Source organism: Microbacterium wangyouchuni (assembly GCF_054072595.1).
This window is the reverse complement of sequence record NZ_JBSVRM010000004.1, coordinates 146,669-173,134: the sequence shown is the minus strand read 5'-3', so window position 1 is coordinate 173,134 and position 26,466 is coordinate 146,669. Positions and strand designations below refer to the sequence as shown.

Here is a 26,466-nt window from a genome sequence, read left to right as displayed (position 1 = left end):
CCTGACGAAACGGACTTCCGCTGTGCTTGCCGTGCACGACCTCGAGATTCGCGTTGGCGCCCGCCTCCTGATGGAGAACGTGTCCTTTCGCGTCTCTGCCGGCGACAAGATCGGGCTGGTCGGACGCAACGGTGCCGGCAAGACCACTTTGACGAAGGTGCTTGCCGGTGACCTGCCCCCGGCAGACGGCAACGTGGCCCGATCCGGTGAGCTGGGCTACCTTCCGCAGGATCCGCGTACCGGCGACCCGGAGATGCTCGCACGCACGCGTATTCTGGATGCTCGTGGACTCGGATCCATTCAGCTCAGCATGGCCAAGGCCAGCGAGGATATGGCATCCGCTGATCAGGCCGTCGCCGATAAGGCGATGCGCAAGTTCGGCAACCTGATGGAGCGCTTTGAAGCGTTAGGCGGGTATGCGGCTGAAGCTGAAGCGGCCTCGATCGCGAACAACCTGTCGCTACCGGATCGCATCCTCGACCAGCCGCTGTCATCGCTCTCCGGTGGTCAGCGACGCCGCATCGAACTCGCTCGCATTCTGTTCTCCGATGCCGAGACGATGATCCTCGACGAGCCGACCAACCACCTGGATGCCGACAGTGTCGTGTGGCTGCGTGAGTTCCTGAAGAACTACCGCGGCGGGCTGATCGTGATCAGCCACGACATCGAGATCGTCGGCGAGACCGTCAACCGCGTGTTCTATCTCGATGCGAACCGTCAGAGCATCGACATCTACAACATGAACTGGAAGAACTACCTGCGTCAGCGGGTAGCGGACGAAGAGCGCCGCAAGAAGGAGCGCGCGAACGCCGAGAAGAAGGCGACCTCGCTGCAGCAGCAGGCTGCCCGCTTCGGCGCCAAGGCGTCTAAGGCCGCCGCAGCGCACCAGATGGTTGCGCGCGCGGAGAAGCTGCTTGCTGGTCTCGATGACGTGCGTGAGACGGACAGGGTCGCGAAGCTGCGGTTCCCGAAGCCGGCTCCGTGCGGAAAGACGCCGATGATGGCTACCGGTCTGTCGAAGTCGTACGGCTCCCTGGAGATCTTTACCGACGTTGATCTCGCTATCGATCGCGGCTCCAAAGTGGTCGTGCTCGGACTCAACGGTGCCGGAAAGACGACACTGCTGCGGATGCTCGCCGGTGTCGACGAGCCGGACACCGGGCAGCTCGAGCCTGGTTTCGGCGTGAAGATCGGCTACTACGCACAGGAGCACGAGAACCTCGACGTGGACCGTTCGGTGTTGCAGAACATGGTGTCTGCGGCCCCGCACATCACCGAGATGGAGGCGCGTCGCGTGCTCGGCTCGTTCCTGTTCACCGGGGATGACGTGCTGAAGCCGGCCGGTGTCCTCTCCGGTGGCGAGAAGACCCGTCTGTCGCTGGCGACCCTGGTCGTGTCATCCGCGAACCTGTTGCTGCTCGATGAGCCCACGAACAACCTCGACCCGGCGTCGCGCGAGGAGATCCTTGACGCGCTCGCACACTATGAGGGTGCTGTGGTTCTGGTCTCGCACGACCCGGGGGCTGTGCAGTCGCTGAACCCCGAGCGCGTGCTGATCCTGCCCGACGGTGTCGAAGACATCTGGAACCAGGAGTACCAGGACCTCATCGAGCTCGCGTAGCCGCGCGCCGCGCGCCGCGCGTTGCCGCCGCCGCGAGAAACGTCGTCTCGCATGAGAAACGTGTTGCTACGCCATTTCTCATGCAGCAAGGCATTTCTCGTGGCTCGTTCACTTCTCCAGTCGCGAGATATGCATAGCGACCTGCTCAAAGATCGTGGACTGGACGGCGAGGGAACTGCGCCAATCCGCGAGTCGGAGAGAATGGTTGGCATCTGGGATCTCGAGCAGCGTGGCACGCGTACCCGTGATGGCATCGGGGATCCAGTGGCGATCGCGAGTCCCGCCTACGGCAAGGTGGCGCGCGTCAGCGAGCGAGACAGCTTCGGCGACCGCCGACCGGTTGAGTAGCGGCGTGAGCCAGATACCAGGGATGCCGCGGGTGACGGCGTACGGAAGTGCCAGCGTGCCGAGTGACTTCGCAACGATTAGGTCGAGTTGGGAGCCGGCTTCGGTTGTCGCGGCATCCAGCGTGTGCTCAATGAGCATTTCCGGAGTCTCGAACTCGCTGTCTTTATCGGTCCAGTCGGCGGTGATAACACGCCACCCACCGGCCAGGAGGATGCCGACGCTCCAGTACAGGAGCGGGGCCTGCACGGTGTACCCGACGCCTGGCAACACGAGTGCAACGGGGGTGTCAGGGGAGGCTTCTGAAGAGAGGTCGGTGAGGGTAGCCACCCATCAACGCTATCGTCGAAGCATGGCGGATCACCAGCAACTGGCGCAGTCATTCGAGAACATCGGCGAAGAGTACGAGCGGTACCGACCCGGATTTCCGGATGCTGCCGCCGAGGTGATCATCCCGACCCGCGTCGCCGCGGTACTGGACCTCGGAGCAGGCACAGGCAAGTTCACCGAACTGTTGTTGAGCCGCGCCGAGCGAGTGTTCGCCGTGGAGCCGTCTCTTGCGATGCTCGACGTCCTGCGGGCGAAGTTGCCCGAAGTCGAAGCGATCGTCGGGGGAGCGGAAAACGTTCCGCTGCCGGATGCTGCGGTCGACGCGGTGACGGTGGCCCAGGCGTTCCACTGGTTCGACAGGGAGAAGGCGTGCGCTGAGATCTCGCGCGTGCTGGTGCCGGGTGGCATCCTCGGGCTGCTGTGGAACCACTCGGATCCAGATTGCACGTGGGACCATGCCTGCCATCGAGTGGCGCATCCAGCAGTAGCTGAAACTGACGGCACGACTGAGTCCGCAGCAGAGGAATTACCCGGGTTCGTTTTCGAGAAGCAGATCCAGATCCGTTGGAACGAGCAGATCACGCGGGCGGACTACCTCAGCCGATGGCTCACCGTCAGTAGCTTCCTCGTTGCCGGCGAAACGACCCGTGGGCGCATGCTCGCGCAGCTCGAGGCCATTCTCGACGCTGACCCGCAGACCCGTGGCCGCGAGCAATTCGACTTGCCGATGCTCACCGACGTGTTCGTGTACCGCTCCGACGCCTGAGACTCAGCGGACGCGCGTCAGACCATATGCTCGGCGCGGCCGTTGATGTCGAAGGCTGTGCCGAGCGGATGCCTCAGCTCCAGCGTCTCGGCAGGATTCAGGCCGCGCAGCTCGGCGCGCAGCATCCGCCCGATCATCTCGTGCGAGACGATGAGAGGCAGTCCATCCGCCTCCCACCCGCACGCGGACAACGCAACGCGAGCTCGTCCACGAGCCTGTGCATAGCTCTCGCCGCCAGGGAACGCCCAGCCATAGCGGTTCTCCGCCCGCTCCTCGCGGGCGCCCGGGAATGCCTGTTCGATCTCGGGGCGGGTCATCCCGGCCATATCCCCGAGATCGAGTTCTGCGAGCTCGGGCATCTCGACGATCTCGGTACCGAGACGCTCGGCGATGACGACGGCCGTTCGCAGCGCCCTGCCCAGCGGGCTCGAAAAGACCATGCTGACCCCGTACGGCACGAGACTGTCAGCGAGACGGGCTGCCTGGGCGATTCCCTCACGCGTCAGCGGCGAATCCCGCTGTCCGTGCAGCCGTCCCTCGACATTCCATTCCGCCTGCGCATGACGAGCCAGCAGTACACGTTCTGGCACTCGTCGATCCTGCGGAATCATGCCCTCAGGATGGCATAAGCCCTGGCGCTGCGTGAAGCCGGCACCGCATCACGAAGAACTGCTCTACTTCACTCCGAGGAACGTGCGATCAGTCAGCACGATCGGACCATCAGCGGTGATCGCCACCGTGTGCTCAGAGTGAGCGCCGCGAGAGCCATCAGCGCTGCGCAGTGTCCAGCCGTCTGCATCGGTGCGGAGTTCGTCGGTGGTGGCGAGGAACCAGGGCTCCAAGGCCAGCACGAGTCCATCGCGCAGCGGGAAGCCCCGACCAGCGCGACCGTCGTTGGCGACGTGCGGGTCGCCGTGCATGGTGCGGCCGACGCCGTGCCCGCCGAAGTCGGTGTTGATGGAGTAGCCCTCGCCGTGCGCGATCGCGGCGACCGCCGCAGAGATGTCGCCGATACGATTGCCGACAGTCGCGGCAGCGATTGCAGCATCCAGAGCGCGCTCCGTCGTATCGATCAGACGCAAATCCTCATCGCGCGGCGTGCCGACGATGAAAGAGACGGCAGAGTCGGACACCCAGCCATCCACCGCGACCGCGAAATCGAGCGAGACCAGATCGCCGTCGCGCAGCGTGTAATCGTGGGGGAGCCCGTGCAGTACGGCGTCGTTGATCGAGGTGCAGATCACCTTGCCGAAAGGCCCGTTGCCGAACGACGGTGCGTAGTCGATGTAGCAGGACTCAGCCCCCGCCTTGCGGATCAGGTCGTGCGCCTTGCGGTCGATGGAGAGCAGGTTCGTACCAACCTTAGTCTCATCGCGCAGCGTCGCCAGGGTCTCGGCAACGAATCGTCCCGCCGCTCGCATCTCTTCAATCTCAGCAGGAGTGCGCAATTCGATCATGGGTGTTCCTCTCGTCCTCTCTATTCTCGTTGATCCTGGCTGTGGTCGCTCACAGCGAACATTGGTGACGCACATAGAAGTGCGACGTACGATCGTGACATGTGGTTGCGACGTGCACTGTACAGCTGGCTCTTTCCGGCCGCGGTTGTGCTGCCGCTGTGGCTGCTGATTGGCTGGGGCATCTTCAACGCGGGCGGCTGGGCATTCCTCTGGGTGCTGTTCATCGCGATTCCGTCTGTGTTCCTCGGACAGTTAGTGTTGACCCTCCTGGCACGGGCGCGCGCATCAGTGCGGGAAACCCGGATGCTGTCGTGGTGGGACGTGCTCGGTTTCGGCGTGTGGCACGCCCTGACGATTGCGGTCGGCTTTTACCCGCAGGCGTGGTTCCCGCTGCTGCTGACCGGCGCGATCGCCGCGGCCATAGCGATGTTCTGGCTGATGCTCTGGCAACTGTGGAATGAGGCTCGCAGCGCGAGTGTCGGCATCCGCGTCACGCCGACGATGGTGACGGATTCTGAGCCGGATGCCTGGGACCAGGCCTTTCGCCAGCAGGAAGTCATCATCGTGAAGGAAAAGCCGGTAGCCGAACCCTGATCTGCGGTTTGGTGCGGTGCGTGTTCCGTGCGAGAATGGATCGTTGTGCCGTGACCGGCTCTGCCTCAGGGGAGCCCGCGGTCGTGTCAAGCGCCGTTCAGCACACACCTACGTATTCCTTCCATTTCATGCATCCGACCTGTGGCGAGTGCAGAGAGAGACGATCATGCAGATCCTGGACGCCGTCGACGCGGCTTCGCTCCGTTCCGACATCCCCGACTTCCGTCCCGGCGACACCGTCAAGGTGCACGTCAACATCACTGAGGGCTCGCGCTCTCGTATCCAGGTATTCCAGGGCATCGTCCTCGGCCGCCAGGGCGATGGCGTGCGCGAGACCTTCACGGTCCGCAAGGTCAGCTTCCAGGTGGGCGTCGAGCGCACCTTCCCGGTGCACTCCCCGGTGCTCGACCGCATCGAGGTCGTCACCCGTGGAGACGTGCGCCGCGCGAAGCTCTACTACCTGCGCAAGCTGCACGGCAAGAAGGCCAAGATCAAGGAGAAGCGCGACAACTGATCGCGATATTCTTTCAAGCACCCCGGGACACAGCGTCTCGGGGTGCTTTTGTTCGGCCTGGAGTATGGGAACCTTGAATGAGCCGTCAGTGCGCGGTGTGAAGCTCCCCGTGAAGGAACGCGATGACGACTGAATCCGCCCGTGAGGTCCCCGGTAGGAGGCGCCGCGGATTCTGGATTTTCTTACGTGACGTGCTGGTGATCATCGTGATCGCCGCTCTGGTGTCGTTCCTGGTGAAGAGCTTCATCGTGCGCTCGTTCTACATTCCCTCCGCATCCATGGAGCGCACGCTCCTGGTGAACGACCGAATCTTGGTCGATGAGCTGACGCCGCGCTGGACGGGATACGAACGCGGCGACGTGGTCGTGTTCGAGGATCCGGGCGGGTGGCTGCCAGCGCAGGTGCAGAAGCCGGCGGGGCCACCGCTGATCGAAGCGATCGATTCGTTGCTCACGGTGATCGGGCTGAGTTCGTCCGACAGCGAAGATCACCTCGTCAAACGCATCATCGGTACCGCCGGCGACCACGTGGTCTGTTGCAACGCGCTCGGTCAGATCGAGATCAACGGGGCGCCCGTTGATGAATTGTCGTATCTGAACCTGCCCGAGGGGGACACCGCCGCATCCAACGAGCCCTTCGATGTCACCGTGCCCGCGGACTCACTGTGGCTGCTCGGTGACAACCGCGACCGATCGCAGGATGCTCGCGCCCATCAAGACCTGCCCAGTGGTGGTTTCGTGCCCCTGGACAACGTTGTCGGCAAGGCCTTCTTGACGACGTGGCCGCTCGGACGCATCGGCACGATCGATGGACATCATCCCGTATTCAACGGGGTTCCGGAGCCAGAATGACGGTAGTCGCGCCCACCCTGCGTCTGGAGCGCAAACTCCTGGCCGAGTACGACCTGATCATCTCGCTCGATGAGGTCGGGCGCGGTGCGCTGGCAGGCCCGGTCGCCGTCGGTTCGGCTGTGATGGATGCTGCCGGGGCCCGCCGCCGCGTGCCGGAAGGCTTGCGCGACTCGAAGCTGGTGACCGAGAAGCGTCGTCCCGATGTCGCCGCCCGTGCCGCAGCCTGGGTGCCGGCATCCGGTGTCGGCTGGGCGAGCGCCGCCGAGGTCGACGAGGTCGGAATCATCCGCGCACTGGGGCTGGCCGCATCCCGGGCAATCGACGCCGTGGTCGTACAGGGTGTGTCTCTCGAGCGCACGCTGGTGATCCTGGACGGCAACCACGATTATGTTTCGGCCGTGCACCCGGTGCCCCTGCAGGTGCGCTCGGTGATCAAGGGAGACCGGGACTGCGCCTCCGTTTCGGCAGCATCTGTGATCGCCAAAGTGGCGCGAGACACACACATGGCCGAGCTGCATGAGCAGCACTCGCCGTACCAGTGGAATCGCAACAAGGGCTACGCCAGCGCCGAGCATCGCGCCGCGATCAGAGACCGGGGACTGTCTCCGTTTCATCGGTCGTCGTGGGCGATAGCCGATGCGCCGACCCTGTTCTGAGCTTCCCAGCGCAGGAACTCATAGGATGGACTCATCATGGATGAAGAGGCATTCGACGACTACGACCGCGAACTCGAACTCGCACTGTTTCGCGAGTATCGCGATGTCGTAGGGCAATTCGCATACGTAGTGGAGACCGAGCGCAGATTTTATCTCGCCAATGAGGTGAATGTTGTCCGTCGTGACACCGAGCATGACTTCTATTTCGAGCTTTCGATGAAGGATGTCTGGGTCTGGGATATTTACCGTGCCGATCGTTTCGTCAAGGCCGTGCGCGTGCTCACATTCAAGGACGTCAACGTTGAAGAGCTCCAGCGACGAGAATTCGAGCTGCCAGAGGACCTGTCGCTGGACGGCAAGTAGTTATCCCCATTTCGGGTTCTACGAGGATTCTGCACGGTTCGTGTAATCGCGGGGTACCCGCACTCCTGGGTTTGAGCATGCTGTCGTCATGGCAGCGAAAGACGACCTCGGACGCGCGGGTGAAGAACGCGCGGCGCAGCATCTGATCGAGCGCGGGTATCAGATTCTGGCGCGTAACTGGCGGTGCTCGCAGGGCGAGATCGACATCGTCGCAGAGCGCGATGGAGCACTGTGCATCGTCGAGGTGAAGACCCGCCGCAGTATTGATTTCGGGCATCCCTTCGAAGCGGTCGATGAGCGCAAGAAGGAGCGCCTCTGGCGGCTGGGGTACGCCTGGTGCCGAGATCATGCCGACCTCGCCAAGAATCGGATGCTGCGCATCGATGTGATCGGGATCATCGGCGCAGACCCCACTGCAGGTCAGCTCGAGCATCTGGTGGATCTGCGATGAGGACGGCGCGAACCTGGGCGGTCGCGCTGACGGGCGTGGACGGTCACCTGGTCGAGATCGAAGCTGACGTGTCGAATCAGACGCCGGGATTCAAAATCGTCGGGCTGCCGGACAAGGCACTGGGTGAAGCGGCTCAGCGCGTGCACAACGCGGTGACGAACGCCCAACTCGAGTTGACGCGCCAGCGACTTACCGTGAACCTGTCTCCGGCGAGTCTGCCCAAGCACGGCAGCGGGTTCGACCTGGGCATCGCCATCTCTGCGGTGGCAACCGGGGGAGTGCTGAATGCCTCATCGATCGCCCGCACGGTGCATATCGGAGAGCTCAGTCTGGACGGACGGGTGCGCCCGGTTCCTGGGGTGCTTCCGGCCGTCTTCGCCGCTTCGCGCGCCGGGTTCGATCGCGTGATCGTCCCGCACGCGAACGAGGCGGAAGCCAACCTCGTTCCGGGTATGCGCGTGCAAGCGGCCACCACACTGGCAGAGGTGGCGATGTGGCACGGAGCTGACATCGCGGTAGCCGAGGTTGAACCCGTAGCAGGCGCTGCCGCGGTGCCGCGTGAGACAGATCTTTTGGACCTGGCAGATGTTGTCGGCCAGGAGGAAGCTGTGGAGGCGTTGATAGCCGCGGCCGCGGGCGGGCATCACATTCTCATGAGCGGCCCGCCCGGGGCGGGAAAGACGATGCTCGCACGGCGTTTGCCCGGCATCCTGCCTCCGTTGTCAGAATCGGCCGCGCTGGAAGTGGCGGCGATCCGCTCGCTCGCGGGTGCGATGGTGAGCGAGCTCGATGATGTGCCGCCACTGGAAGCACCCCATCACAGCGCCTCGGTCGCGGCGCTCGTCGGCGGTGGATCGCGCACGGTGCGCCCGGGAGCGATTGTGCGGGCACATCGTGGGGTGCTGTTCTTGGACGAGGCCGCCGAGTTCTCACGCGCGGCATTGGATGCCCTGAGACAACCGTTGGAATCGGGAAGCATCGACATCGATCGGGCCGGATTTCATGCTCGGTTTCCGGCGAGGTTCCAGCTCTCCCTGGCGACGAATCCGTGCCCATGCGGAAACTACGGCGTGCGTGGTGCAGAGTGCATCTGCCCGCCGATCGCGATTCGCCGCTACTCCGCTCGATTGTCCGGCCCGCTGCGTGACCGGATCGACATCGATCTGCAGGTGGCTCGGGTGGCCGCGTCTCGGGCGACCTCCACCGAGCGATCAGCGATGACGACAGCACATGCTCGTGAGCTGGTGGTGGCAGCGAGGAAACGTGCTGCGAATCGTTGGGCAGGAACGCCCTGGACGATGAATGCCGAAGTGGCCGGTACGTGGCTACGGCAGGGGGAGATTCGCCTGCCGTCGGATGTGCGCGGGCCGCTGGATCGAGCACTGGAGCGTGGTCAGCTCACACTTCGAGGCTATGACCGTGTTTTGCGGCTCGCTTGGACGATGGCGGACCTTGCGGCGGTGGACACCCCAGGATCGGACGAGTTGGGACGGGCGTTGTTTCTGAAGAGAGGACTGATCGCATGATGGAGGCGCTGCTCGGCGACACCGAGACTCGGAGGGCCGCAGAATCCGCACGCCCGGACACTCACCCGACCGAAACGCTGGCGCGGGTCGCCTGGAGCATCATCGCTGAACCCGGCGATGGGGTGGCAGGCGCCCTGATCGAGCAGCTGGGCGCAGTGGACGCGCTGCAGTTCGCCCTGTCGAAGCAGCATCTATCGGAAAAAGCGATCGATGAGGCACGAAAACGGTGGATGCCGCGTGCACACCCTCGGGCGGTGACGGAGGCGCTGCGAGGCGCCACCGAGGTCGCGGCGCGGTTGCTGCTTCCCGGTGACGCTCAGTGGCCGCAAGCCTTGGCAGATCTGGGCGAGCACGCACCCGCAATGCTGTGGGCGCGAGGTGCATCCCACCATCTCTCGTCTCCGAATCCGGTCGCGATCGTCGGCGCACGTGCGGCGACCGCGTACGGGGAATCCGTGGCGGCAGAACTCGCCGGTGACCTCGCGGCGACCGGCACACTGGTGGTCTCCGGTGGCGCCTATGGGATCGACGGCGCTGCACATCGCGCCGCGATGGGCGCCGGCGGTGCGACAGTTGCATTTCTCGCCGGCGGCGTTGACCGGGCGTATCCCGCCGGGCATCAGGATCTGTTTCAACGAATTCAGGCGGCCGGTGCGATCGTCAGCGAGCTGCCCTGCGGTGCAGCACCGACGAAATGGAGATTTCTTGCTCGCAATCGGCTCATCGCCGCGCTGGGGGCGGCCACCGTCGTCGTCGAGGCCGGATGGCGCAGCGGATCCTTGAACACCGCCGGGCACGCATCGACGCTGGGGCGACCTCTGGGGGCGGTGCCTGGTCCGGTGACTTCGGCAGCGTCGGCGGGATGCCATCGGTTGCTGCGCGAGTACGACGCCCAGTGCGTCACGAATGCGCAAGAGGTGCGTGAGCTGCTCGGGATGACTGAATCGGCACCGGCCGCACCGGAGAGCACTAACCCGGATCAGGTGCGACTGCTGGACGCCCTGAGCACGAGAACGGCGCGAAGTGCCGGGGATCTTGCGGCACGATCGGGTCTCGACGCGGGCCGTGTGGCAGCAATCCTCGGTCTGCTCGCGCTTGAGGGGATCGCTCAGCGGACCGACGCCGGATGGCAGCGCGTGCCGATATGAGTGGGGCAGCAGATCATGGCAGCCGGTAGCCGGCGCCGCGAACGGTCTGGATCTGTCCGGTGCCGAGCTTCTGACGGAGGTAGCCGATGTAAACATCGACCACGTTGGAGCCGGGGTCGAAGTCGTATCCCCATACCCGGCTGAGCAGCTGTTCGCGGCTGAGAACCTGGCCGGCGTTGCGGACGAGCTCCTCGGCCAGGGCGAACTCGCGCGCGCTGAGTTCGACATCAACCGCGCCGACGCGGGCGCGACGGGTGCGCACGTCCAGATGCAACGCACCATGCGTCAGGTCAGTCGTGGCGCCAGCCTCGTCCCGTCGCATCCGCAGTCGGATGCGCGCGAGTAGCTCGTCGAAGCGGAAGGGCTTGCCCAGGTAGTCATCCGCGCCGCCCTCAAGCCCGGCGATCGTGTCGTGCAGTTCTACCCGGGCGGTGAGCATGATCACCGGCAGCCGCGAGCCAGAGCCGCGCAACTGCTCGAGGACCTGGAAACCATCGAATCCCGGCAGATTGACATCGAGCACCATCAGATCGAACTCATCAGTCTGCGCAAGGTGGAGTGCCTCGGGCCCGGTCGCTGCGACGCGTGTGGCAAAGCCGGCTGCGCGCAGCCCCTTCTCGATGAAGCCGGATATGCGCGGCTCGTCATCGGCGACAAGGATGGATGCCACAGGTTACTTCCTTCGATCGATCATCGGGTCGGGGTCGGGGTCGGGGTCTGGATCGGGGTCTGGCCCGGGCAGAGGTGGTCGTGGTGGGATCACTGGGCCGTCGGGCGGTGGCGCAGCAGTTGGACCCGCGCCTCGGGGAACGCTCAGAACGAACACGGCACCACCGCCGACAGCATCCTCGACCCGCACGGTCCCGCCGTGCGCGCGCGCAATCACCTGCACGATGTTCAACCCCAGGCCGCTCCCGGGCTTGTCTGCGGCGTTGGAGCCGCGGTGAAAGCGCTCGAATATCTGACTCTTCGCATGCTCAGGAACGCCCGGGCCGAAATCACGAACCCAGAACTGCACGTGCTCGCCGGCATCGGAAACGCCGATCTCCATCCGTCCGTCGGCATGTGTGACGACGTTCTGCGCGAGTTGCAGCATGGCTTGGGTTATCCGGGCCGAATCGAGCATCGCCGTGCCTCCGGCTGCGTCAGCCACAGACACATCAGCACCGTCGATTCCACTCGCTTTGCGTGCGATCTGCGCCAGCAATTCGGCAACATCCATCGCATGCGGATCGATCGGTTTCGGGCCGTGCAACGCAGCAGCACCGGCCAGATCCTGCACGAGATCGGCCATTCGATCCAGCTCATCCATCGCCAGCGCCCGGGTCTCCCGAGCATCCGTCGGATCGTCCGGATTCATGACCTCGATGTTCCCCCGCACGATCGTGATCGGGGTCTTGAGCTCGTGGCCGACGTCGCTGAGCAGCTGTCGCTGCGAGTCGAGTGCAGCATCGATGCGATCGAGCATCGCGTTCATTGTCTCGGCAAGCTCGGCCACATCGTCGTTTCCCACGATGTCGAGGCGCTCGTTGAGATTCTGAGCCGAGATCCGCTCTGCGGTGGTGCGCATCTGGCGTAGCGGACGCAGCAGACGCGTTGCAACGATCGTGCCGGTGGCAGCGACAACGACGATGACGATGAGAGACGCGATCACAAACATCCGCACCGGTTCGTTGAACTCGGCAAGCTCCGCTTGCAGGTCATACACCATGACGAAGACGACTTCTTCTGGCGCAGACGATCTCTCGACGGAGACAGTCGTCGCCAGATAGCGCCACGCCACACCCCGCTCAGCGTAGGTGCCGATGATCGCCTCGCCGGGGTCGAGTTCCCGATCCACGTGGGCCGCGAACATCCCCTGATACTGCAGATCGAGATCCAGATCGAACCCGGGCACGAAAGTGATCACGCCGTTGACGAGTCCCATGGCGCCGGTGTTGTCATCCGGGCTCATCCGCTGCACGACGACGGCCAGTGCGTCCGAGGACGATGCCCAGGGACCGGCTTCCGGATCTGGCGATTCGACGATGAAGTGCGCGGATTCGAGGTTCGCGTGCAGCCGCGCATCCACCTGTTCAAGAATCCGCTGACGCTCGACGAGATACACCGACAAGCCAACGGCAAACAGGCCGACTGTGATTACGACGGTGATCGTTGCGACGATGCGGGTACGCACCGAGACCGCGAATCGACGACGACGCCTGCGACCGGAGTCGTCCTTATTTCCTGCTGCCACGTGTCAAGTATCCCGAGTCCGGAGGGTCTCAGCCTCTTCCTAAGAGAGATCTCATCCCATTGTGCGCCCACTCATGATGCAATCGTCAGGTGAGTGCCAACACCAAAGTCTCGGAGCGAGACCTTCTCAGCGAGGCCCTCGGCGTCTCGGCAGCGACGATGACTCTGCACTCGAAAGAGCCCTTGGGTGCCGGATCGGTCACGGGCATCGAGGTGCCGGGCGCGCAGAATCTGCTGTACTACGTGGACACCTCGCAGATTACCGTCGCCGCTGAAACCGGGTGGGCGAGCGAGGATACGCGCGTGTGGATGCATCCGGCAGACCCGCATCTGCCGGCACTCGCATCCATCTCATTCGACCACGCGGCCACGGCGCTTCTGGAGCGCCTGGGCTTCACCGCGACGAGTGCCCCGGAGTTCATCGCCTATCGACCGGGTCGCCGCGCAGTGCTCCGCGTGGCTGCCGGGGACGAGTCGGTCTGGGTCAAAGTCGTCCGCCCCTCGCGCGTGGAGTCGTTGGTGCGTGCGCACACGGCCACGGCCGATGCGGGCATTGGAGTCCCGTTCGTGCACGGTTGGTCCGCCGAGGGCCTGGTGATCATGTCGGCGGCGGCGGGAACGCCGGCGACCGATTTTGCGTGGGAGCCGGAAACCCTGCTCGACGAGACCGATCGGCTGCGGGCGCGGTTCTCGAGTATTTCCTGGACCAAGCGGAGCCCTGGGGCTGAGCGACGTATCCGCTGGTACGAGTCTCGCGAGGTCGACGGTACCGCGGACCTCCTCGACAGCATCCGTACCCTCATCGGACGCATCGACGGTGGGCGCCCTCGCACTGTCGTGCACGGCGACCTGCACTACGGCCAGCTCTTCCTCGATGATCAGGGTCAGATCTGCTCAGTGATCGATGTCGACACCCTGGGTATTGCCGATCCGGCGGAGGATGCTGCTGCGTTCGCCGCGCACGCCATCGCGAGCGCACGCTTGACCGATGCGCATAACCGCGCACGCGTCTGGGACCTGGCCGATGGCGCTCTCGCGCGTTGGGGAGATGACCCGTTGGTGCGCGCTTTGACAGGTGTGCAACTACTCGGTCACCTGATCGCGGCGAACGACAGACGAGATGCGGATGCTGCGGACCAACTACGGGCATCGGCTCATGCAGTGCTGGACGGACGGATGCCGTCAACCGGAGCGAGATAAGAACGCTCTCATCCGCCCTTTGGATTGACCTTAGGGAGGGCGACGAGGATTGAATCATCCCGATAACAGGGAGACAGTCACTGCACACGGACAGAGGAAACAGATATGAATACACGCAAGAAGTGGATCGTCACGGGAATCGCGGGTGTCGTCGGTCTCAGCGTCGTCGCCGGCGGTGCCGCGGCGGTGGCTAGCACGATGAACTTGCAGACCACGGATGGAACGGTCATCCCCGGTGGTGCCATCAACGACAGCTCCGGCGTGCTCAGCGGCAAGACGGTGCACTTGAAGGAGACGAACTCCAGCGTCACGGTCGTCAGTGCACCCTCCGCGGCGAACGTCACTTCTGCCGTGTCGGCTGTCTCTGCGGTGTCGGCCGCATCGGCCCCGGCGCAGGTTTCTGCGCCCAGCCCGGTTTCTGCGCCCAGCCCGGTTTCTGCGCCCAGCCCGGTTTCTGCCCCGAGTCCCGTGTCTGCCCCGAGCCCCGTCTCGGCCCCGAGTCCTGTCTCAGCTCCGAGTCCGGTGTCTGCACCGAGCCCGGTGTCCGCTCCGAGCCCGGCATCCGCCCCCAGCGCAGCGTCGGTTGCTTCGGCAGGGTCCAACTGACCCGTTGGACAGGGTCCTATTGACCCACTGGACAGGTTCGAGCCCCGAGGATCCCTCCCTGATTCTCGGGGTTCGCGCTGTCTTCGCCCGGCGAGGCATTCAGACAGTCCGGCTGAAATAGGCATGCTGGAACCATGAAGCTGTCCGCTGCGGCTGCGTTGTACGCCACGCATCTTGAGAATGTGCGCCGTTTGTCGCCCGCGACGGTGCGCGCCTACCGCTCGGATCTGCGAGACCTCACCGAAGCGACCGATGACGGCGTGCTCCGAGAGATTGACCTGGAGTCTTTGCGCGACTGGCTGTGGCGTGCCACCCAACGCGGCGACGCACGCAGCACACTCGCGCGCCGTGCGGCTTCTGCCCGCTCGTTCTTCTCCTGGGCTCATGAGGAAGAGCTGATCGACACCGATCCCAGCCTGCGCCTGGTGGCGCCGAAACGCGGGCGTTCGCTTCCGGTAGTTGCATCGCGGGATGGGATGCGGCAACTGCTGGATGAACGCCGTGAGATCGCCGTCGACGGCGATCCGATTCACCTGCGTGATCACGCGATCCTCGAGCTGCTCTATGCCTCTGGCATGCGGGTATCGGAGCTGTGCGGAATCGACGTCGACGACGTGGATCAGGACCGCGCGACTGTCCGGGTGCTCGGCAAGGGGGCGAAGGAGCGGGTTGTTCCATTCGGGATCCCCGCCCGCGATGCACTCAATGCCTATCTCGTCCGCGGGCGGCCGGTGCTTCTGGCACGCAGTGCACGGGCGGCTCCGGCGGTGATGCTCGGCGTGCGTGGCGCTCGTGTCGGGCCGCGGGCGGTCTACACGATCGTCGCGGACGCCCTGGGGCCGATCATCGGAGCGGATGCCGTCGGCCCGCATGCTCTCCGGCACTCGGCTGCCACTCACCTGCTTGATGGGGGAGCAGACCTGCGCGCCGTCCAGGAGATCCTCGGGCACGCGAGCCTGGGCACCACGCAGATCTATACGCACGTGTCTTCGGAACGACTGACAGCGACCTACCGGCTCGCCCATCCCCGCGCCTGAGAGCCGGTTATGCGCAGCAGGGGAGCAGCACCGCGCGCGGCACATCGCTGAACAGCAGCATCGGGTTGATGTAGACGTCGTTGAGGCGAACCCCGAGGTGCAGTTGATCGATCGGCGTGTGGCCGCCATGTGCCACTGTGCCCACCTCCTCACCAGCGGCGATCGCTGTTCCTACTGAGAGCTGTGAACTGACCGGCTCAAGAGTGGTGACGAGCCCGTCGCCGTGATCGATGGTGATCAGCGGCCGGTCGACGACGACGCCCCGAAAAGCGACGACACCGTCGGCTGGCGCATGAACGACGCTGCCGACGGCGACCGAGATATCGATGCCGCGGTGACCGGGGCCGTAGTCGTGCGTCGGCGCTTGAAAGGGTGTGACGACGTGATGTACGCCCGGAACCGGCCACTGCCATGTGCGCGGCAAATCCGGCGTGGCAACAGCGGGAATCGCCGCGAGAAACGTGGACAGCAAGAGGACCACGCACCTGCGTGCACCAACTCTCAGGGATCGCATCAGGCCATCCTGATCGATCGTGCGGCACGGGCCATAGCTGCTACCCACTTTTCGTTGAGAACACGGGTCAACTCCGCTTCAGTGCAGAAGCAGTGGATGCGACGCGATCCTGTACACTTGAGGTCGCACCTCGATCTCGAGGTGACTACGCGTGCCCAAAGCGATCTCGGTCGTGGCTTCCAATCCCTCAGGTCCCGTTCTCCGGAACGGGCGGGCGTGGGCCGGGCACCAGGAATGCTGATCGCCCGATCAGCGAAATAACCTCAACGGCGCGCCAGCGCCAGAATCAGGAGACGACCATGGCTGTGGTCACCATCCGCCAGCTGCTCGACAGCGGCGTTCACTTCGGACACCAGACCCGTCGGTGGAACCCGAAAGTCAAGCGCTTCATCCTCACCGAGCGCAGCGGCATCCACATCATCGACCTGCAGCAGTCGCTGGGCTACATCGACAGCGCCTACGACTTCGTCAAGGAGACTGTTGCCCGCGGCGGCACCATCCTCTTCGTCGGCACGAAGAAGCAGGCTCAGGAAGTCCTCGCAGAGCAGGCGACCCGCGTTGGTCAGCCCTTCGTGAACCAGCGCTGGCTCGGTGGCCTCCTCACCAACTTCCAGACGATCTCCAAGCGTCTGGCTCGTATGAAGGAGCTCGAAGAGCTCGACTACGAGGTGCCGGCCAACAGTGGCTTCACCAAGAAGGAGCTTCTGCTCAAGAAGCGCGAGCTCGACAAGCTGCACAAGTCGCTCGGCGGAATCCGCAACCTGACCAAGACGCCTTCGGCTCTGTGGGTCATCGACGCCAAGCGCGAGCACCTCGCGATCGACGAGGCCAAGAAGCTCGGCATCCCCGTGATCGGCATCCTCGACACGAACGCCGACCCGGACGACTTCCAGTACCCGATCCCCGGTAACGACGACGCGATCCGCTCCGTCTCGCTGCTGACCCGCATCATCGCGGACGCAGCTGCCGAAGGCCTGCAGCAGAAGCACAACCCCGAGTCGGGCGACGCTGAGCCGCTGGCCGAGTGGGAGAAGGAACTTCTCGAGACGCCTGCTGAGGCGCCCGCGACCGAGGCTCCCGCAGCCGAGGCAACCGAGGCAACCGAGGCTCCTGCAGCTGAGGCTGAGGCTCCCGCAGCTGAGGCCGAGGCAACCGAGGCTCCCGCAGCTGAGGCAACCGAGGCTCCGGCCGAAGCCGACGCCAAGTAATTCCGCGTACACACCCATATCGAAGCAAGGAGCCACCACACATGGCCAACTTCACCATCGCTGACATCAAGGCGCTGCGCGAACAGCTCGGCACCGGCATGGTCGACACTAAGAAGGCTCTCGAAGAGGCCAACGGCGACCGCGAAAAGGCCGTTGAGCTGCTTCGCCTGAAGGGTGCGAAGGGCAATGCCAAGCGCGCTGACCGTTCCACCAGTGAGGGACTCGTCGTCGCTCGCGAGGCCGACGGCGCTGTGACGCTGATCGAGCTCGCCTGCGAGACCGACTTCGTCGCGAAGAACGAGCGCTTCATCGCACTCGCTGACAAGATCGCTGACGCGGTTGCAGCCGCCCAGGCAAACTCGGTTGAGGATGCCCTCGTCGCTGCTGCCGGCAACCAGAACATCGGAGAGCTGATCTCGGACGAGGCAGCAATCATCGGCGAGAAGGTTGAGCTGCGCCAGGTTCGCACCGTGACCGGCGACGCCGTCGAGGTCTACCTGCACCGCACCAGCAAGGACCTGCCTCCGCAGATCGGCGTTGTCGTCGCTTACACGGGTGACGACGCAGAGACTGCTCGCAGCATCGCGCAGCACATCTCGTTCGCCAACCCGTCCTACCTCAGCCGCGAAGACGTTCCGTCTGACGCTGTCGAGAAGGAGCGCGAGATCGTTACCGAGATCTCCCGCAACGAGGGCAAGCCAGAAGCGGCTCTGCCGAAGATCGTCGAAGGCCGTGTCTCTGCGTTCATCAAGCAGGTTGCCCTGCTTGAGCAGGACTACGCCAAGGACAACAAGCTCTCTGTCGCCCAGGTGGCGAAGGACGCCGGTATCACCGTGACGGACTTCGCGCGCTTCAAGGTTGGCGCGTAGCAGTGCATAAGGGGTTCGGATCCACAAGGGTCCGAACCCCTTCTTCATGCCCAAAAGGCACTATCTTGAATCGGGACGAGAGGATCCACACACCATGACCGAACGCACCAGGCGCCGACGCGTCCTTCTCAAGCTCTCTGGCGAAGCCTTCGGAGGCGGGCAGCTGGGAGTGAATCCAGACGTCGTCAGCCAGATCGCCCGTGAGATTGCGGCTGCCGTTGACGAGGTCGAGATCGCCATCGTCGTCGGCGGCGGAAACTTCTTCCGCGGCGCAGAGCTCAGCCAGCGCGGCATGGACCGCGGTCGTGCCGACTACATGGGCATGCTCGGAACCGTGATGAACGCTCTCGCACTGCAGGACTTCCTCGAGCAGGCCGGCGCGCCGACGCGTGTGCAGTCCGCCATCTCGATGACACAGGTCGCCGAGCCCTACATTCCGCTGCGTGCCGAGCGTCACATGGAGAAGCGTCGCGTTGTCGTCTTCGGCGCCGGCGCTGGCCTCCCGTACTTCTCGACCGATACCGTTGCCGCGCAGCGTGCACTGGAGATCGGCGCACAGGAAGTACTCGTGGCGAAAAACGGTGTTGATGGCATCTACACGGCCGACCCCAAGAAGGACTCCTCGGCAACTCGCATCGACACGGTCACCTATCTGGACGCACTGCAGCGCGGCCTGAAGGTCGTCGACTCCACCGCCTTCAGCCTCTGCATGGACAACAACATGGACATGCGGGTGTTTGGCATGGAGCCCAGCGGCAACGTGACGCGCGCTCTGCTGGGAGAACCGATCGGAACACTCGTCACCGCCTGAGCGCGGTATCCAGGTGCACGCCACGCACCTGGCTAGAATTACATGCACACCCCCGACGATAGGAGTCACCGTGATCGCGGATGTCCTCGCTGATACCACCTCGCGCATGACACGCGCGGTCGAAGCTGCCAAGGAGGATTTCGCCACCGTTCGTACGGGTCGCGCGAACCCGCAGCTCTTCCAAAAGGTGATGGTGGATTATTACGGCTCGCCCACGCCGATGGCACAGCTTGCCTCGATGGCAATTCAGGAAGCGCGCTCAATTATCATCACGCCATACGACAAGTCTGCACTCAGGGCTATTGAGCAGGCGATTCGAGACATGCCCAACCTCGGTGTCAACCCGACGAACGACGGCAACACGATCCGTGTGACGATGCCCGAGCTCACTCAGGAGCGTCGCAAGGAGTACGTCAAGCTCGTACGCACCAAGGGCGAAGACGCGAAGGTTCACCTCCGCGGCGTCCGCCGCAAGTCCAAGGACGAACTCGACGCGCTGAAGGGTGAAGTCGGTGAGGACGAACTGGTGCGCGGCGAGAAGGAACTCGACCAGCTGACCCGCCAGCACGTCGATCTGATCGATGAGGCGCTCAAGCGCAAAGAAGTCGAGCTCCTCGAGGTATAGCCCGCAATGAGCGATGCATCTGGAGATGGAAGCGAGCAACGCCCGATATCGTCGGACGAAACTCGCTCCGTGGTGACCCCGGACGCCGCGCCTGCTGAAACAGGCGCGGCGATGCGGGAACAGCTGCGCCAGGCGCGCGGCGAGTTCGAGACGCACGTCAATCAGGCCCGCGAGCACCTCGACCAGGCCAATGAGCGCATCAAGGCTCGTACCGGTCGCGACCTTATTCTGGCGATACTGGTCGGCTTGGGGTTCGGCGCCGTGCTGCTGGGATCGCTCGCGTTCATCAAAGAGCTCTTCGTTCCGATCGCGCTGGCCATCGTTATTCTCGGCATCCTGGAACTAACGAGAGCGTTGCGTGCATCTGGACGGCGCATCGACGTCGCAGCCCAGCTCATCGCTGGCACCGCGCTCGCGCTGGCTGGGTTCTTCGCTCCGCCGTGGCTGATCTGGGTCGCACTGATCTCCGCGGTCGCCTTCGTGATCGTATGGCGCCTGCTGGCGCAGATGATCGCGAAGGACGGTCGCACGTACGGAGACGTTCTCAAGGATGCTGCAATCGGCGGTTTCGTGCAGATCTACGTACCCTTCCTCGCCGGCATCGCACTGCTCTTGCTGGCACAAGAGGGTGGGCAGTGGTGGGTGCTCGGATTCGTCGCCATCGCGGTCTCAGCCGACACCGGCGCTTATGCGGCTGGAGTGGCCTTCGGCAAGCATCCGATGGCTCCGCGAATCAGCCCGAAGAAGACCTGGGAAGGTTTCGCCGGAGCTGTGATCGCTGCAATCGCGGCCGGTGTCCTGCTGGCGATCTTCCTGCTGGAGATGCCTTGGTGGGCCGGGGCTATTTTCGGCGTCGCTATTTTGCTGTCGGCTACGCTCGGCGACCTCGGCGAATCCATGATCAAGCGGGATCTCGGAATCAAAGACATGAGCTCCTGGCTACCAGGTCACGGCGGGATGCTGGACCGACTCGACAGCGTGCTGCCGTCGACGATCCCCGCGCTGAGCTTGTACTTCCTGCTTTCGCCCTGGGCGATGGCGTGATGAGTGTGAATACGGTGAATGAATTGACTGAGTACGACCAGGCCGAGACGCAATCGGCCTTCCGCGTCACCCAGGGGCGTGAACGCGGGTACCACCGCACCGCCGTGGATACGTTTCTCGCCGCAGCGCGCGACAGCTTTGAGCAGGATCAAGACCAGCTCACCGCGGCTGAGATTCGCATCGCGTCTTTCCCGCTGGTGAAGGGCGGGTACGCCGTGAGCGAGGTGGATGCCGCGCTGGGACGCGTTGAGGACGCTTTCGCCGCGCGGGAACGCGAACGTGTGGTGCGCGAGGACGGCCCTGAAGCGTGGGTCGTCGCAGCACGCGGCGAGGCGCAGATCGTTCTCGATCATCTGTCTCGTGATCGTCGGCGCAAGTTCGCCCGCACCGGCCTGCTCTCGTTCGGCTACCGCATCGATGAGGTCGATCATGTCGCAGAACGCATCGTGCGCTATCTGCGCGACGGCGATGCACTTTCTGCTGAGCAGCTGCGTTCGGCAGCATTCCGGATGCAGCGGCGCGGCTACCGCGAGGAGCAGGTCGATGCCCTTCTGGACGCAACCATCGACGTGATTCTCGCTGTGCGGTGAGGCACTCATGGTGGACTCAGGCGCGCCTGGATACACTGGAGGCATTGTGACTTCCGGTACTGAGATCGACCACGTCGGCGTGCGCAGCACGACGGTCGCTGCGGCATCCCGAAAATCAGCCGTCCGCCCGCGACGCCGCTGGACCCAACGCCGTGGTGTCAGTGGTGTGTTGGCAGCTTTCGCCGTGGTTGGATTCACCGCTGCGATCGTCGCGCCGACGGGTATGGCCCTGGCCGATCCGCCGGCGGTTGAAGTCGAAACATCTTTCTCTCTGGCGGCGCGCGACACCCAGAATCTCACCATCACGGCGGAGGGGGCGACGATTTCGCCCGTGCAGCGTGGTGCGTTCGAGGTCTACGTCACACCGACCCCCACTCCGGAACAGGTGCCAGCGCCGGCCTCTGCCGGCGGTGGCGGTGGCGGCGGGGGACCGCTCTATTACACCGGTGGCGGCGCACCCGCCGAATGGATGGCTGCTGCTGGCCTCGCATCCGGTGATTGGGGCTACGTCGACTACATCGTCGGACGCGAGAGCGGTTGGAACCCGAACGCGACCAACAGGTCTTCCGGAGCCTGTGGTCTTGTGCAGGCTCTGCCGTGCAGCAAGGTGCCGGGCAACGGTTACAACCCGGTCGACAATCTTCGCTGGGCGAACGGCTACGCGACCGGGCGGTACGGCAGCTGGGCAGGCGCCTACAACTTCTGGATCAACAACCACTGGTGGTAATGCTCCGATATGGCACGATCCCATCGACGGCGCCAGGAGCGCTCGCACTCTGACGACTCCTTCGACCGTCTGCTCGCCGGGTGGAAACGCAGTGAGAGCCGCCAGGGTCGCGAATGGACTGTGCAGCCGGTATCGGCGCTGAAGGCGCAGAAGCAGTACATCTGCCCCGGCTGCGGCGGCGCGATTCTGCCGGGAACGGCACACCAGGTTGTCTGGCGTGCCGACGGCGTACTCGGTGATGCAGCGGATCTGGCCGCCAGACGGCATTGGCACACGCACTGCTGGCAGGTTGCCTGAGTCAGTCCGCTACGCGAGGCCGTGACCAGGCTGGCGTCAACGCTCGTTCATCCGGGGGATGAGCACCTGGCGGTAGATGATGAGGATGCTGGCCGCGACCGGGATCGCGATGAGCGCACCGAGCAGGCCGAGGAGCGAACCGCCGGCGAGGGCAGCGACGACAACGACAGCGCCGGGAACAGAAACGGCGCGACTCATGATCCGCGGCGAGATCAGGTACGCCTCGATCTGCATGTAGATCAGGTAATAGATCGCGGCGGCCAGCGCGACGCCCGGGGATCCGAGGCCGGGAAGCAAGCAGACCAGGACGATGATCGTCGACCCGGTGAGCGTCCCCACCAGCGGGATCAATGACGCGAAGAACGCGATGACTGCGAGCACAGCAGCGAACGGTGCGCCGATGATGTTGAGGTAGATGGCGCTCAGGATGCCGTTGATGACGCCGAGCGTCACCTGGCCCATGACGTAGTAGCCCACCGAATCTGTGATCTGCTCACCGAGGTCGACGAAGCGCGCACGCTTGGATGCTGGCACCAGCTGGTACACCGAGCGCTTCAGCGACGGAGTCGAAGCGGTCAGGTAGATCGTAAGGATCAGTACGATGAACGCGCCGAACAGGCCGGTGACGATGTTCACACTCGCCGCGATCACGCTGCTGGTGATGTCGCCCATGTTCTCGAGCAACCAGTTCTGCGCCTCATTGAGCACTCGATCGACGTCGAGCGCAGGAAAGACCGCGCCCAGCCACTCGCGCAGGTCCTCCCAGAGGTTATTGCTGCTCTGCACGAGCCGCGTGATCTGCCGCACCAGCTGGGACACCTGGTCGACGATGATGGGCAGGACGATCAGCACGATTCCCGCGAAGATTCCCAGCACGCCGAAGATAGTGATCACAACCGCCAGCCAGCGCGGGAGCTTGCGACGCTCCAAGAAAGAGATGACCGGGTCAAGTCCCAGACTGATGAACAGCGCCGTGCCGACGTACAGCAGCACCGTGGACAGTGATTCGACGCTGCCGATGAGCAGAATGCCGAGGCCCACGCCCAGCGTGGCCACCAGTGCGGTGCGAAACGGATTATGGACCTTCATGCGTGCTCCTCGTCAGACTGATCTCAGGCTAGTCCGCGCTGGGTGAGAGATTTCACGACGTGCCGATCAATCGCCGCTTCACCGCCTCGTGGTCAACACACAGCCAGTTTCGATAGTCTGAAATGTCGAGTGGTGACTGGGGCGAGGCGCCTTGGTCACGTAAGGAGTCTTTTCGTGCGTTTCGTCTGGGCCGTCGTGGCCTTCGTCTTGGCCACGCTTCTGATCGGAGCGGGCATAGCTCAGCGAACCATTTTCATGGGCCCTTCCGCGCAGCAGGCTGAGCTCAGTATCGAAGAACCGGCACCTTATCTGCTCGTCGATGGCGCGGTGCTACGCGAGCATCCGGGTCAGCAGACCCTGCTCGTTCGTGGCGAGGGGGAAATTTTCGCAGCCTACGGGCGCACGGCCGATCTCGAAGCATGGCTGTCGGATGCGACCTACAACTCGGTTGTCCCCGCTGAGGACGGCACGACGACGACAACACTCATCGAACCTGTCGTAGAGGCTCCCGATGAGGGCGCCGAGGGCGCTGAGGAGCCCGGGCGCAGCCCTGTCGGCTCGGACCTGTGGTTGGACTCCTTCAGCGAGCCGGATCAGCTGATCACCGATATGCAGCTCCCGGAAGGCATGAGCGTGTTGATCGCGCGGGACGGAACCGCGGACGCACCGCAGGACATCGTCATCTCCTGGCCGCTGGACACCTCCACGCCCTCGGTTGGTCCGCTGATCGCCGCTGGCGGTGCCGTGCTGCTGTTCGGGCTGGTCATGTATGTGCTGGCGATCCGCCACCAGCGTCGCGGGCGCGGCCCTCGGCGTAAGGGCCCCGGACCGCTGCCGCCGACCGAACCGATCAATTTCGCGCTTGATCGTCCTGAGCCGCGTGCGCAACTCGAACCGGCAGCGGCCGACCCGACGGACTCCACCCCGGCAGATCCGACTCCGACAGACGAGGCTGCGCCCAAGAGCGAACGTCGGGCCATCACACCTCGGCGACGTCTGCTGGCACTGCCAGCTCTCGGCGTGGCAGCGCTGTTGTTCGCTGGCTGCTCCGGTGATTCCTGGCCGCAGTTCGACTCGGCGACTCCCTCTCCGACGCCGTCGCCGACTGTGGTGACACCGGAGAACCAGAAGCCCCCGGCTGTCACCGAGGCACAGGCCTCCCGCATCCTGCAGGAGATTTCGACGACACTCAGCGAGGCTGACACCGCGCTCGACATCGATCTGGCTGCAACGCGTCTGGACGGAGCACCGCTCGATGCCCGTCGCACCGACTACACGCTGCGCGGGACTCTGACCGATCGCCCGTTGCCAGCAATCATCCCCACCGACACCATCGAAGTGCTGTTGCCGCAGGCCACAGACACCTGGCCGCGTACGGTGCTGGCGCTCAGCAAGAGCAAGACGGACGAAACTTTGCCCCCGGTCGTTCTCACCATGACCCAGAACGACCCGTGGGCCAACTACAAGGTCACCAACATCGCAGAGATGCAGGCTTCGGCAGAGGTGCCGCAGCTGGCTCCGGCGTGGTTGGGGACGAGCCTCATTACCGACAATGCCGCAGCCTTCCTCGCGCTGACTCCGGACGAAGTCGCCGCGGCGTTCGCCGATGTGGTGGATGCGGGTGAATCGAGCGAAAGCTACGAGCTGTTCGATCCGGTGGCGATCACTCTCGCGGAATCGATCAAGGCCAGCCGTGATGCTGTCGTGCAATCGCTCGTGGACAACGGTGCTGCAGAGACCTCCAGCACGGCCTTCGACATCACACCCAGCCCCGCCGAACCGACAGCACTCGCAACGCTCGACAGCGGGGCTATTGTCGCGGTTTCGCTCGTCGACAGCGAAACCATCGCACCGACCTCCGATGACGCGGTGATCCGATTCGGAGACAACGCCGAGGCCAAGACGCTCACCGGCGTGGAAGAGGCTTCGAAGGGCGTTGTGACCACCTATGGTCTGCAACTGTTCTTCTCGGTACCCAGCCAGGGATCGACGGCACAGGTCCGCCTGCTCGCCGTCGATCAGGACATCCTCAACGTGGAAGTGATCAAGTGAGCGACATCTCTGCCGCAGCTCTTCGCGGCGCCGTAGACCTTTCGACGCTGCGCAATCGACCCGCAGCTCCCGCAACGCCAGCCGCATCAGCGGGCGGCGACGCTGTAGCACCCAGTGGATTCATCGTCGATGTCACCGACGCCACTTTCGGGCAGATCCTCGAGCTGTCGCGCACCGTACCGGTCGTCGTCGACCTCTGGGCCGAGTGGTGCGGCCCGTGCAAGCAGCTCAGCCCGATTCTGGAGAAGGTCGTCCTCGAACTCGCCGGACGCGTCGTGCTGGCGAAGGTCGACGTTGATGCGAACCCGCAACTGGCCCAGAGCTTCAAGGCTCAATCGATCCCGATGGTAGTGGCGCTGATCGCAGGACAGCCGGTCCCGATGTTCACCGGAGCCGTTCCTGAAGAGCAGGTGCGCCAGGTCTTCGACCAGTTGCTGCAGCTGGCAGCGCAGAATGGCGTGACGGGATCGTTGGCATCAGATGCTGCTGAGCCTGCTGAAGAAGAAGAGCAGCAGGAAGTGCCGTTGCCTCCGCTGCACGCCGAGGCATTCGCCGCGATTGAAGAAGGCGACTTCGCCACTGCGATCACGGCGTACGAGAAGGCGCTGGCCGAGAACCCGCGCGATGAAGACGCCCGTGCCGGCCTCGGCCAGGTGCGGCTGCTTGACCGCGTGCAGGGAGTCGACCTTCAGCAAGCGCGGGCAACCGCAGCGGCTGCGCCGAAGGACATCTCCGCGCAGATGCTGGTGGCCGACCTCGACATCTCCGGTGGCCACGTCGAAGACGCTTTCGAGCGGCTGCTCGACCTGTTCGCGCAGTTGCCGAGCGACGAGCGGACGCCCGTTCGCGAACGCCTGGTCGAGCTGTTCGGACTCATCGGCGCAGACGACGCCCGGGTCATCGCCGCGCGCACGCGCCTGTCGTCACTGCTGTTCTAGTC

General features: G+C 64.3%; 30 protein-coding genes. 22 read left to right on the top strand and 8 right to left on the bottom strand.

The genetic code is table 11. The annotated features are described in order from the left end of the window. The first annotated feature begins 22 nt into the window (after nt 1-22). Nucleotides 23-1,621 carry an ABC-F family ATP-binding cassette domain-containing protein gene (locus ACW5CM_RS08160; protein WP_438255881.1) on the top strand — a complete coding sequence of 533 codons (1,599 nt, stop codon included), beginning with the start codon at nt 23-25 and terminating at the stop codon, nt 1,619-1,621. Nucleotides 1,622-1,729: 108 nt separating this feature from the next. Here the strand turns inward: ACW5CM_RS08160 and ACW5CM_RS08155 are convergent, their stop codons facing one another. Next, nucleotides 1,730-2,296, bottom strand: a complete 567-nt coding sequence (locus ACW5CM_RS08155) for a hypothetical protein (protein ID WP_457124729.1) — start codon at nt 2,294-2,296, stop codon at nt 1,730-1,732. 22 nt (nt 2,297-2,318) lie between these two features. On the opposite strand from ACW5CM_RS08155, the gene ACW5CM_RS08150 reads away from it, so the two are divergent. Continuing rightward, the gene (locus ACW5CM_RS08150; RefSeq protein ID WP_457124728.1) at nt 2,319-3,062 is read left to right on the top strand and encodes a class I SAM-dependent methyltransferase; all 744 of its coding nucleotides are present in this window, start codon (nt 2,319-2,321) and stop codon (nt 3,060-3,062) included. A gap of 17 nt (nt 3,063-3,079) precedes the next feature. On the opposite strand, the gene ACW5CM_RS08145 is transcribed toward ACW5CM_RS08150, so the two are convergent. Together ACW5CM_RS08145 and map are read right to left on the bottom strand one after the other, a co-directional pair. Beyond that, complete coding sequence (locus tag ACW5CM_RS08145; protein ID WP_457124727.1) at nt 3,080-3,652, bottom strand: histidine phosphatase family protein; 573 nt, start codon at nt 3,650-3,652, stop codon at nt 3,080-3,082. Nucleotides 3,653-3,736: 84 nt separating this feature from the next. Further along, on the bottom strand, nt 3,737-4,519 hold the full coding sequence (map, locus tag ACW5CM_RS08140; protein WP_438255895.1) for a type I methionyl aminopeptidase: 783 nt from the start codon (nt 4,517-4,519) through the stop codon (nt 3,737-3,739). A 99-nt stretch (nt 4,520-4,618) separates the two neighbouring features. Here map and ACW5CM_RS08135 point away from each other — a divergent pair, with 99 nt between their 5' ends. The 8 genes from ACW5CM_RS08135 (at nt 4,619) to dprA (ending at nt 10,622) form a co-directional block, all read left to right on the top strand. Beyond that, nucleotides 4,619-5,113: an MFS transporter permease gene (locus tag ACW5CM_RS08135; protein ID WP_457124726.1), complete on the top strand. Its 495-nt coding sequence runs from the start codon at nt 4,619-4,621 to the stop codon at nt 5,111-5,113. 166 nt (nt 5,114-5,279) lie between these two features. Further along, the gene (gene rplS / locus ACW5CM_RS08130) at nt 5,280-5,627 is read left to right on the top strand and encodes a 50S ribosomal protein L19 (protein ID WP_438255897.1); all 348 of its coding nucleotides are present in this window, start codon (nt 5,280-5,282) and stop codon (nt 5,625-5,627) included. A 122-nt stretch (nt 5,628-5,749) separates the two neighbouring features. Beyond that, nucleotides 5,750-6,478 carry a signal peptidase I gene (lepB, locus tag ACW5CM_RS08125; RefSeq protein ID WP_438255898.1) on the top strand — a complete coding sequence of 243 codons (729 nt, stop codon included), beginning with the start codon at nt 5,750-5,752 and terminating at the stop codon, nt 6,476-6,478. Then, nucleotides 6,475-7,134, top strand: coding sequence for a ribonuclease HII (locus tag ACW5CM_RS08120; protein ID WP_438255899.1), 660 nt, complete (start codon nt 6,475-6,477; stop codon nt 7,132-7,134). The genes lepB and ACW5CM_RS08120 overlap by 4 nt, the downstream gene beginning before the upstream one ends. Before the next feature lie 36 nt (nt 7,135-7,170). After that, nucleotides 7,171-7,497 (top strand): DUF2469 family protein, encoded by a 327-nt coding sequence (locus tag ACW5CM_RS08115; RefSeq protein WP_438255900.1) that lies wholly within the window; start codon nt 7,171-7,173, stop codon nt 7,495-7,497. Between the two features lie 88 nt (nt 7,498-7,585). Continuing rightward, a complete protein-coding gene (locus tag ACW5CM_RS08110) occupies nt 7,586-7,948 on the top strand; it encodes a YraN family protein (RefSeq protein WP_457124725.1) in 363 nt (120 codons plus the stop codon). Then, nucleotides 7,945-9,474: a YifB family Mg chelatase-like AAA ATPase gene (locus tag ACW5CM_RS08105; RefSeq protein ID WP_457124724.1), complete on the top strand. Its 1,530-nt coding sequence runs from the start codon at nt 7,945-7,947 to the stop codon at nt 9,472-9,474. Before ACW5CM_RS08110 ends, ACW5CM_RS08105 begins: the two co-directional genes overlap by 4 nt. After that, complete coding sequence (dprA, locus tag ACW5CM_RS08100; RefSeq protein ID WP_438255903.1) at nt 9,471-10,622, top strand: DNA-processing protein DprA; 1,152 nt, start codon at nt 9,471-9,473, stop codon at nt 10,620-10,622. The genes ACW5CM_RS08105 and dprA overlap by 4 nt, the downstream gene beginning before the upstream one ends. A gap of 13 nt (nt 10,623-10,635) precedes the next feature. On the opposite strand, the gene ACW5CM_RS08095 is transcribed toward dprA, so the two are convergent. After that, a complete protein-coding gene (locus ACW5CM_RS08095; RefSeq protein ID WP_457124723.1) occupies nt 10,636-11,292 on the bottom strand; it encodes a response regulator transcription factor in 657 nt (218 codons plus the stop codon). Nucleotides 11,293-11,295: 3 nt separating this feature from the next. Beyond that, on the bottom strand, nt 11,296-12,858 hold the full coding sequence (locus tag ACW5CM_RS08090) for a sensor histidine kinase (RefSeq protein ID WP_457124722.1): 1,563 nt from the start codon (nt 12,856-12,858) through the stop codon (nt 11,296-11,298). An 89-nt stretch (nt 12,859-12,947) separates the two neighbouring features. Between ACW5CM_RS08090 and ACW5CM_RS08085 the strand changes: the two genes are divergently transcribed. Then, a complete protein-coding gene (locus ACW5CM_RS08085) occupies nt 12,948-14,057 on the top strand; it encodes a phosphotransferase (RefSeq protein WP_457124721.1) in 1,110 nt (369 codons plus the stop codon). Between the two features lie 77 nt (nt 14,058-14,134). Here the strand turns inward: ACW5CM_RS08085 and ACW5CM_RS08080 are convergent, their stop codons facing one another. Continuing rightward, nucleotides 14,135-14,659: a hypothetical protein gene (locus tag ACW5CM_RS08080; protein ID WP_438254308.1), complete on the bottom strand. Its 525-nt coding sequence runs from the start codon at nt 14,657-14,659 to the stop codon at nt 14,135-14,137. A gap of 138 nt (nt 14,660-14,797) precedes the next feature. On the opposite strand from ACW5CM_RS08080, the gene ACW5CM_RS08075 reads away from it, so the two are divergent. Further along, entirely contained in the window at nt 14,798-15,700 is a 903-nt protein-coding gene (locus ACW5CM_RS08075) for a tyrosine recombinase XerC (protein ID WP_457124720.1), read from the top strand. Between the two features lie 7 nt (nt 15,701-15,707). Here the strand turns inward: ACW5CM_RS08075 and ACW5CM_RS08070 are convergent, their stop codons facing one another. Beyond that, nucleotides 15,708-16,214, bottom strand: coding sequence for a murein hydrolase activator EnvC family protein (locus ACW5CM_RS08070; RefSeq protein ID WP_457124719.1), 507 nt, complete (start codon nt 16,212-16,214; stop codon nt 15,708-15,710). Nucleotides 16,215-16,513: 299 nt separating this feature from the next. Here ACW5CM_RS08070 and rpsB point away from each other — a divergent pair, with 299 nt between their 5' ends. The 8 genes from rpsB (at nt 16,514) to ACW5CM_RS08030 (ending at nt 22,385) form a co-directional block, all read left to right on the top strand. Continuing rightward, on the top strand, nt 16,514-17,422 hold the full coding sequence (gene rpsB, locus ACW5CM_RS08065) for a 30S ribosomal protein S2 (protein ID WP_438254313.1): 909 nt from the start codon (nt 16,514-16,516) through the stop codon (nt 17,420-17,422). 41 nt (nt 17,423-17,463) lie between these two features. Then, nucleotides 17,464-18,291: a translation elongation factor Ts gene (gene tsf, locus ACW5CM_RS08060; RefSeq protein ID WP_438254315.1), complete on the top strand. Its 828-nt coding sequence runs from the start codon at nt 17,464-17,466 to the stop codon at nt 18,289-18,291. Nucleotides 18,292-18,385: 94 nt separating this feature from the next. Then, complete coding sequence (gene pyrH / locus ACW5CM_RS08055; RefSeq protein ID WP_457124718.1) at nt 18,386-19,102, top strand: UMP kinase; 717 nt, start codon at nt 18,386-18,388, stop codon at nt 19,100-19,102. Between the two features lie 70 nt (nt 19,103-19,172). Further along, on the top strand, nt 19,173-19,727 hold the full coding sequence (gene frr, locus ACW5CM_RS08050) for a ribosome recycling factor (protein WP_438254317.1): 555 nt from the start codon (nt 19,173-19,175) through the stop codon (nt 19,725-19,727). A 6-nt stretch (nt 19,728-19,733) separates the two neighbouring features. Beyond that, nucleotides 19,734-20,771, top strand: a complete 1,038-nt coding sequence (locus ACW5CM_RS08045; RefSeq protein WP_438254319.1) for a phosphatidate cytidylyltransferase — start codon at nt 19,734-19,736, stop codon at nt 20,769-20,771. Nucleotides 20,772-20,794: 23 nt separating this feature from the next. Next, the gene (locus ACW5CM_RS08040) at nt 20,795-21,361 is read left to right on the top strand and encodes a DivIVA domain-containing protein (protein WP_438254321.1); all 567 of its coding nucleotides are present in this window, start codon (nt 20,795-20,797) and stop codon (nt 21,359-21,361) included. A 46-nt stretch (nt 21,362-21,407) separates the two neighbouring features. Then, complete coding sequence (locus ACW5CM_RS08035) at nt 21,408-22,088, top strand: aggregation-promoting factor C-terminal-like domain-containing protein (RefSeq protein ID WP_457124717.1); 681 nt, start codon at nt 21,408-21,410, stop codon at nt 22,086-22,088. A gap of 9 nt (nt 22,089-22,097) precedes the next feature. Then, nucleotides 22,098-22,385, top strand: a complete 288-nt coding sequence (locus ACW5CM_RS08030) for an Rv1322 family protein (protein ID WP_438254324.1) — start codon at nt 22,098-22,100, stop codon at nt 22,383-22,385. A 36-nt stretch (nt 22,386-22,421) separates the two neighbouring features. On the opposite strand, the gene ACW5CM_RS08025 is transcribed toward ACW5CM_RS08030, so the two are convergent. Then, nucleotides 22,422-23,474, bottom strand: a complete 1,053-nt coding sequence (locus tag ACW5CM_RS08025) for an AI-2E family transporter (protein ID WP_439254424.1) — start codon at nt 23,472-23,474, stop codon at nt 22,422-22,424. Between the two features lie 174 nt (nt 23,475-23,648). Between ACW5CM_RS08025 and ACW5CM_RS08020 the strand changes: the two genes are divergently transcribed. Then, nucleotides 23,649-25,526, top strand: coding sequence for a DUF8094 domain-containing protein (locus ACW5CM_RS08020; protein ID WP_457124716.1), 1,878 nt, complete (start codon nt 23,649-23,651; stop codon nt 25,524-25,526). After that, nucleotides 25,523-26,464: a tetratricopeptide repeat protein gene (locus tag ACW5CM_RS08015; RefSeq protein WP_438254329.1), complete on the top strand. Its 942-nt coding sequence runs from the start codon at nt 25,523-25,525 to the stop codon at nt 26,462-26,464. Before ACW5CM_RS08020 ends, ACW5CM_RS08015 begins: the two co-directional genes overlap by 4 nt. Nucleotides 26,465-26,466: the final 2 nt, after the last annotated feature.

What these genes read in the sequence shown, in the direction of transcription:
- ACW5CM_RS08150 (WP_457124728.1), top strand. Translation starts at nt 2,319, where the DNA reads ATGGCGGATCACCAGCAACTGGCGCAGTCATTCGAGAACATCGGCGAA.
- map (WP_438255895.1), bottom strand. Translation starts at nt 4,519, where the DNA reads ATGATCGAATTGCGCACTCCTGCTGAGATTGAAGAGATGCGAGCGGCG.
- ACW5CM_RS08135 (WP_457124726.1), top strand. Translation starts at nt 4,619, where the DNA reads ATGTGGTTGCGACGTGCACTGTACAGCTGGCTCTTTCCGGCCGCGGTT.
- rplS (WP_438255897.1), top strand. Translation starts at nt 5,280, where the DNA reads ATGCAGATCCTGGACGCCGTCGACGCGGCTTCGCTCCGTTCCGACATC.
- lepB (WP_438255898.1), top strand. Translation starts at nt 5,750, where the DNA reads ATGACGACTGAATCCGCCCGTGAGGTCCCCGGTAGGAGGCGCCGCGGA.
- ACW5CM_RS08120 (WP_438255899.1), top strand. Translation starts at nt 6,475, where the DNA reads ATGACGGTAGTCGCGCCCACCCTGCGTCTGGAGCGCAAACTCCTGGCC.
- ACW5CM_RS08115 (WP_438255900.1), top strand. Translation starts at nt 7,171, where the DNA reads ATGGATGAAGAGGCATTCGACGACTACGACCGCGAACTCGAACTCGCA.
- ACW5CM_RS08110 (WP_457124725.1), top strand. Translation starts at nt 7,586, where the DNA reads ATGGCAGCGAAAGACGACCTCGGACGCGCGGGTGAAGAACGCGCGGCG.
- ACW5CM_RS08105 (WP_457124724.1), top strand. Translation starts at nt 7,945, where the DNA reads ATGAGGACGGCGCGAACCTGGGCGGTCGCGCTGACGGGCGTGGACGGT.
- dprA (WP_438255903.1), top strand. Translation starts at nt 9,471, where the DNA reads ATGATGGAGGCGCTGCTCGGCGACACCGAGACTCGGAGGGCCGCAGAA.
- ACW5CM_RS08075 (WP_457124720.1), top strand. Translation starts at nt 14,798, where the DNA reads ATGAAGCTGTCCGCTGCGGCTGCGTTGTACGCCACGCATCTTGAGAAT.
- ACW5CM_RS08070 (WP_457124719.1), bottom strand. Translation starts at nt 16,214, where the DNA reads ATGCGATCCCTGAGAGTTGGTGCACGCAGGTGCGTGGTCCTCTTGCTG.
- rpsB (WP_438254313.1), top strand. Translation starts at nt 16,514, where the DNA reads ATGGCTGTGGTCACCATCCGCCAGCTGCTCGACAGCGGCGTTCACTTC.
- tsf (WP_438254315.1), top strand. Translation starts at nt 17,464, where the DNA reads ATGGCCAACTTCACCATCGCTGACATCAAGGCGCTGCGCGAACAGCTC.
- pyrH (WP_457124718.1), top strand. Translation starts at nt 18,386, where the DNA reads ATGACCGAACGCACCAGGCGCCGACGCGTCCTTCTCAAGCTCTCTGGC.
- ACW5CM_RS08045 (WP_438254319.1), top strand. Translation starts at nt 19,734, where the DNA reads ATGAGCGATGCATCTGGAGATGGAAGCGAGCAACGCCCGATATCGTCG.
- ACW5CM_RS08030 (WP_438254324.1), top strand. Translation starts at nt 22,098, where the DNA reads ATGGCACGATCCCATCGACGGCGCCAGGAGCGCTCGCACTCTGACGAC.
- ACW5CM_RS08025 (WP_439254424.1), bottom strand. Translation starts at nt 23,474, where the DNA reads ATGAAGGTCCATAATCCGTTTCGCACCGCACTGGTGGCCACGCTGGGC.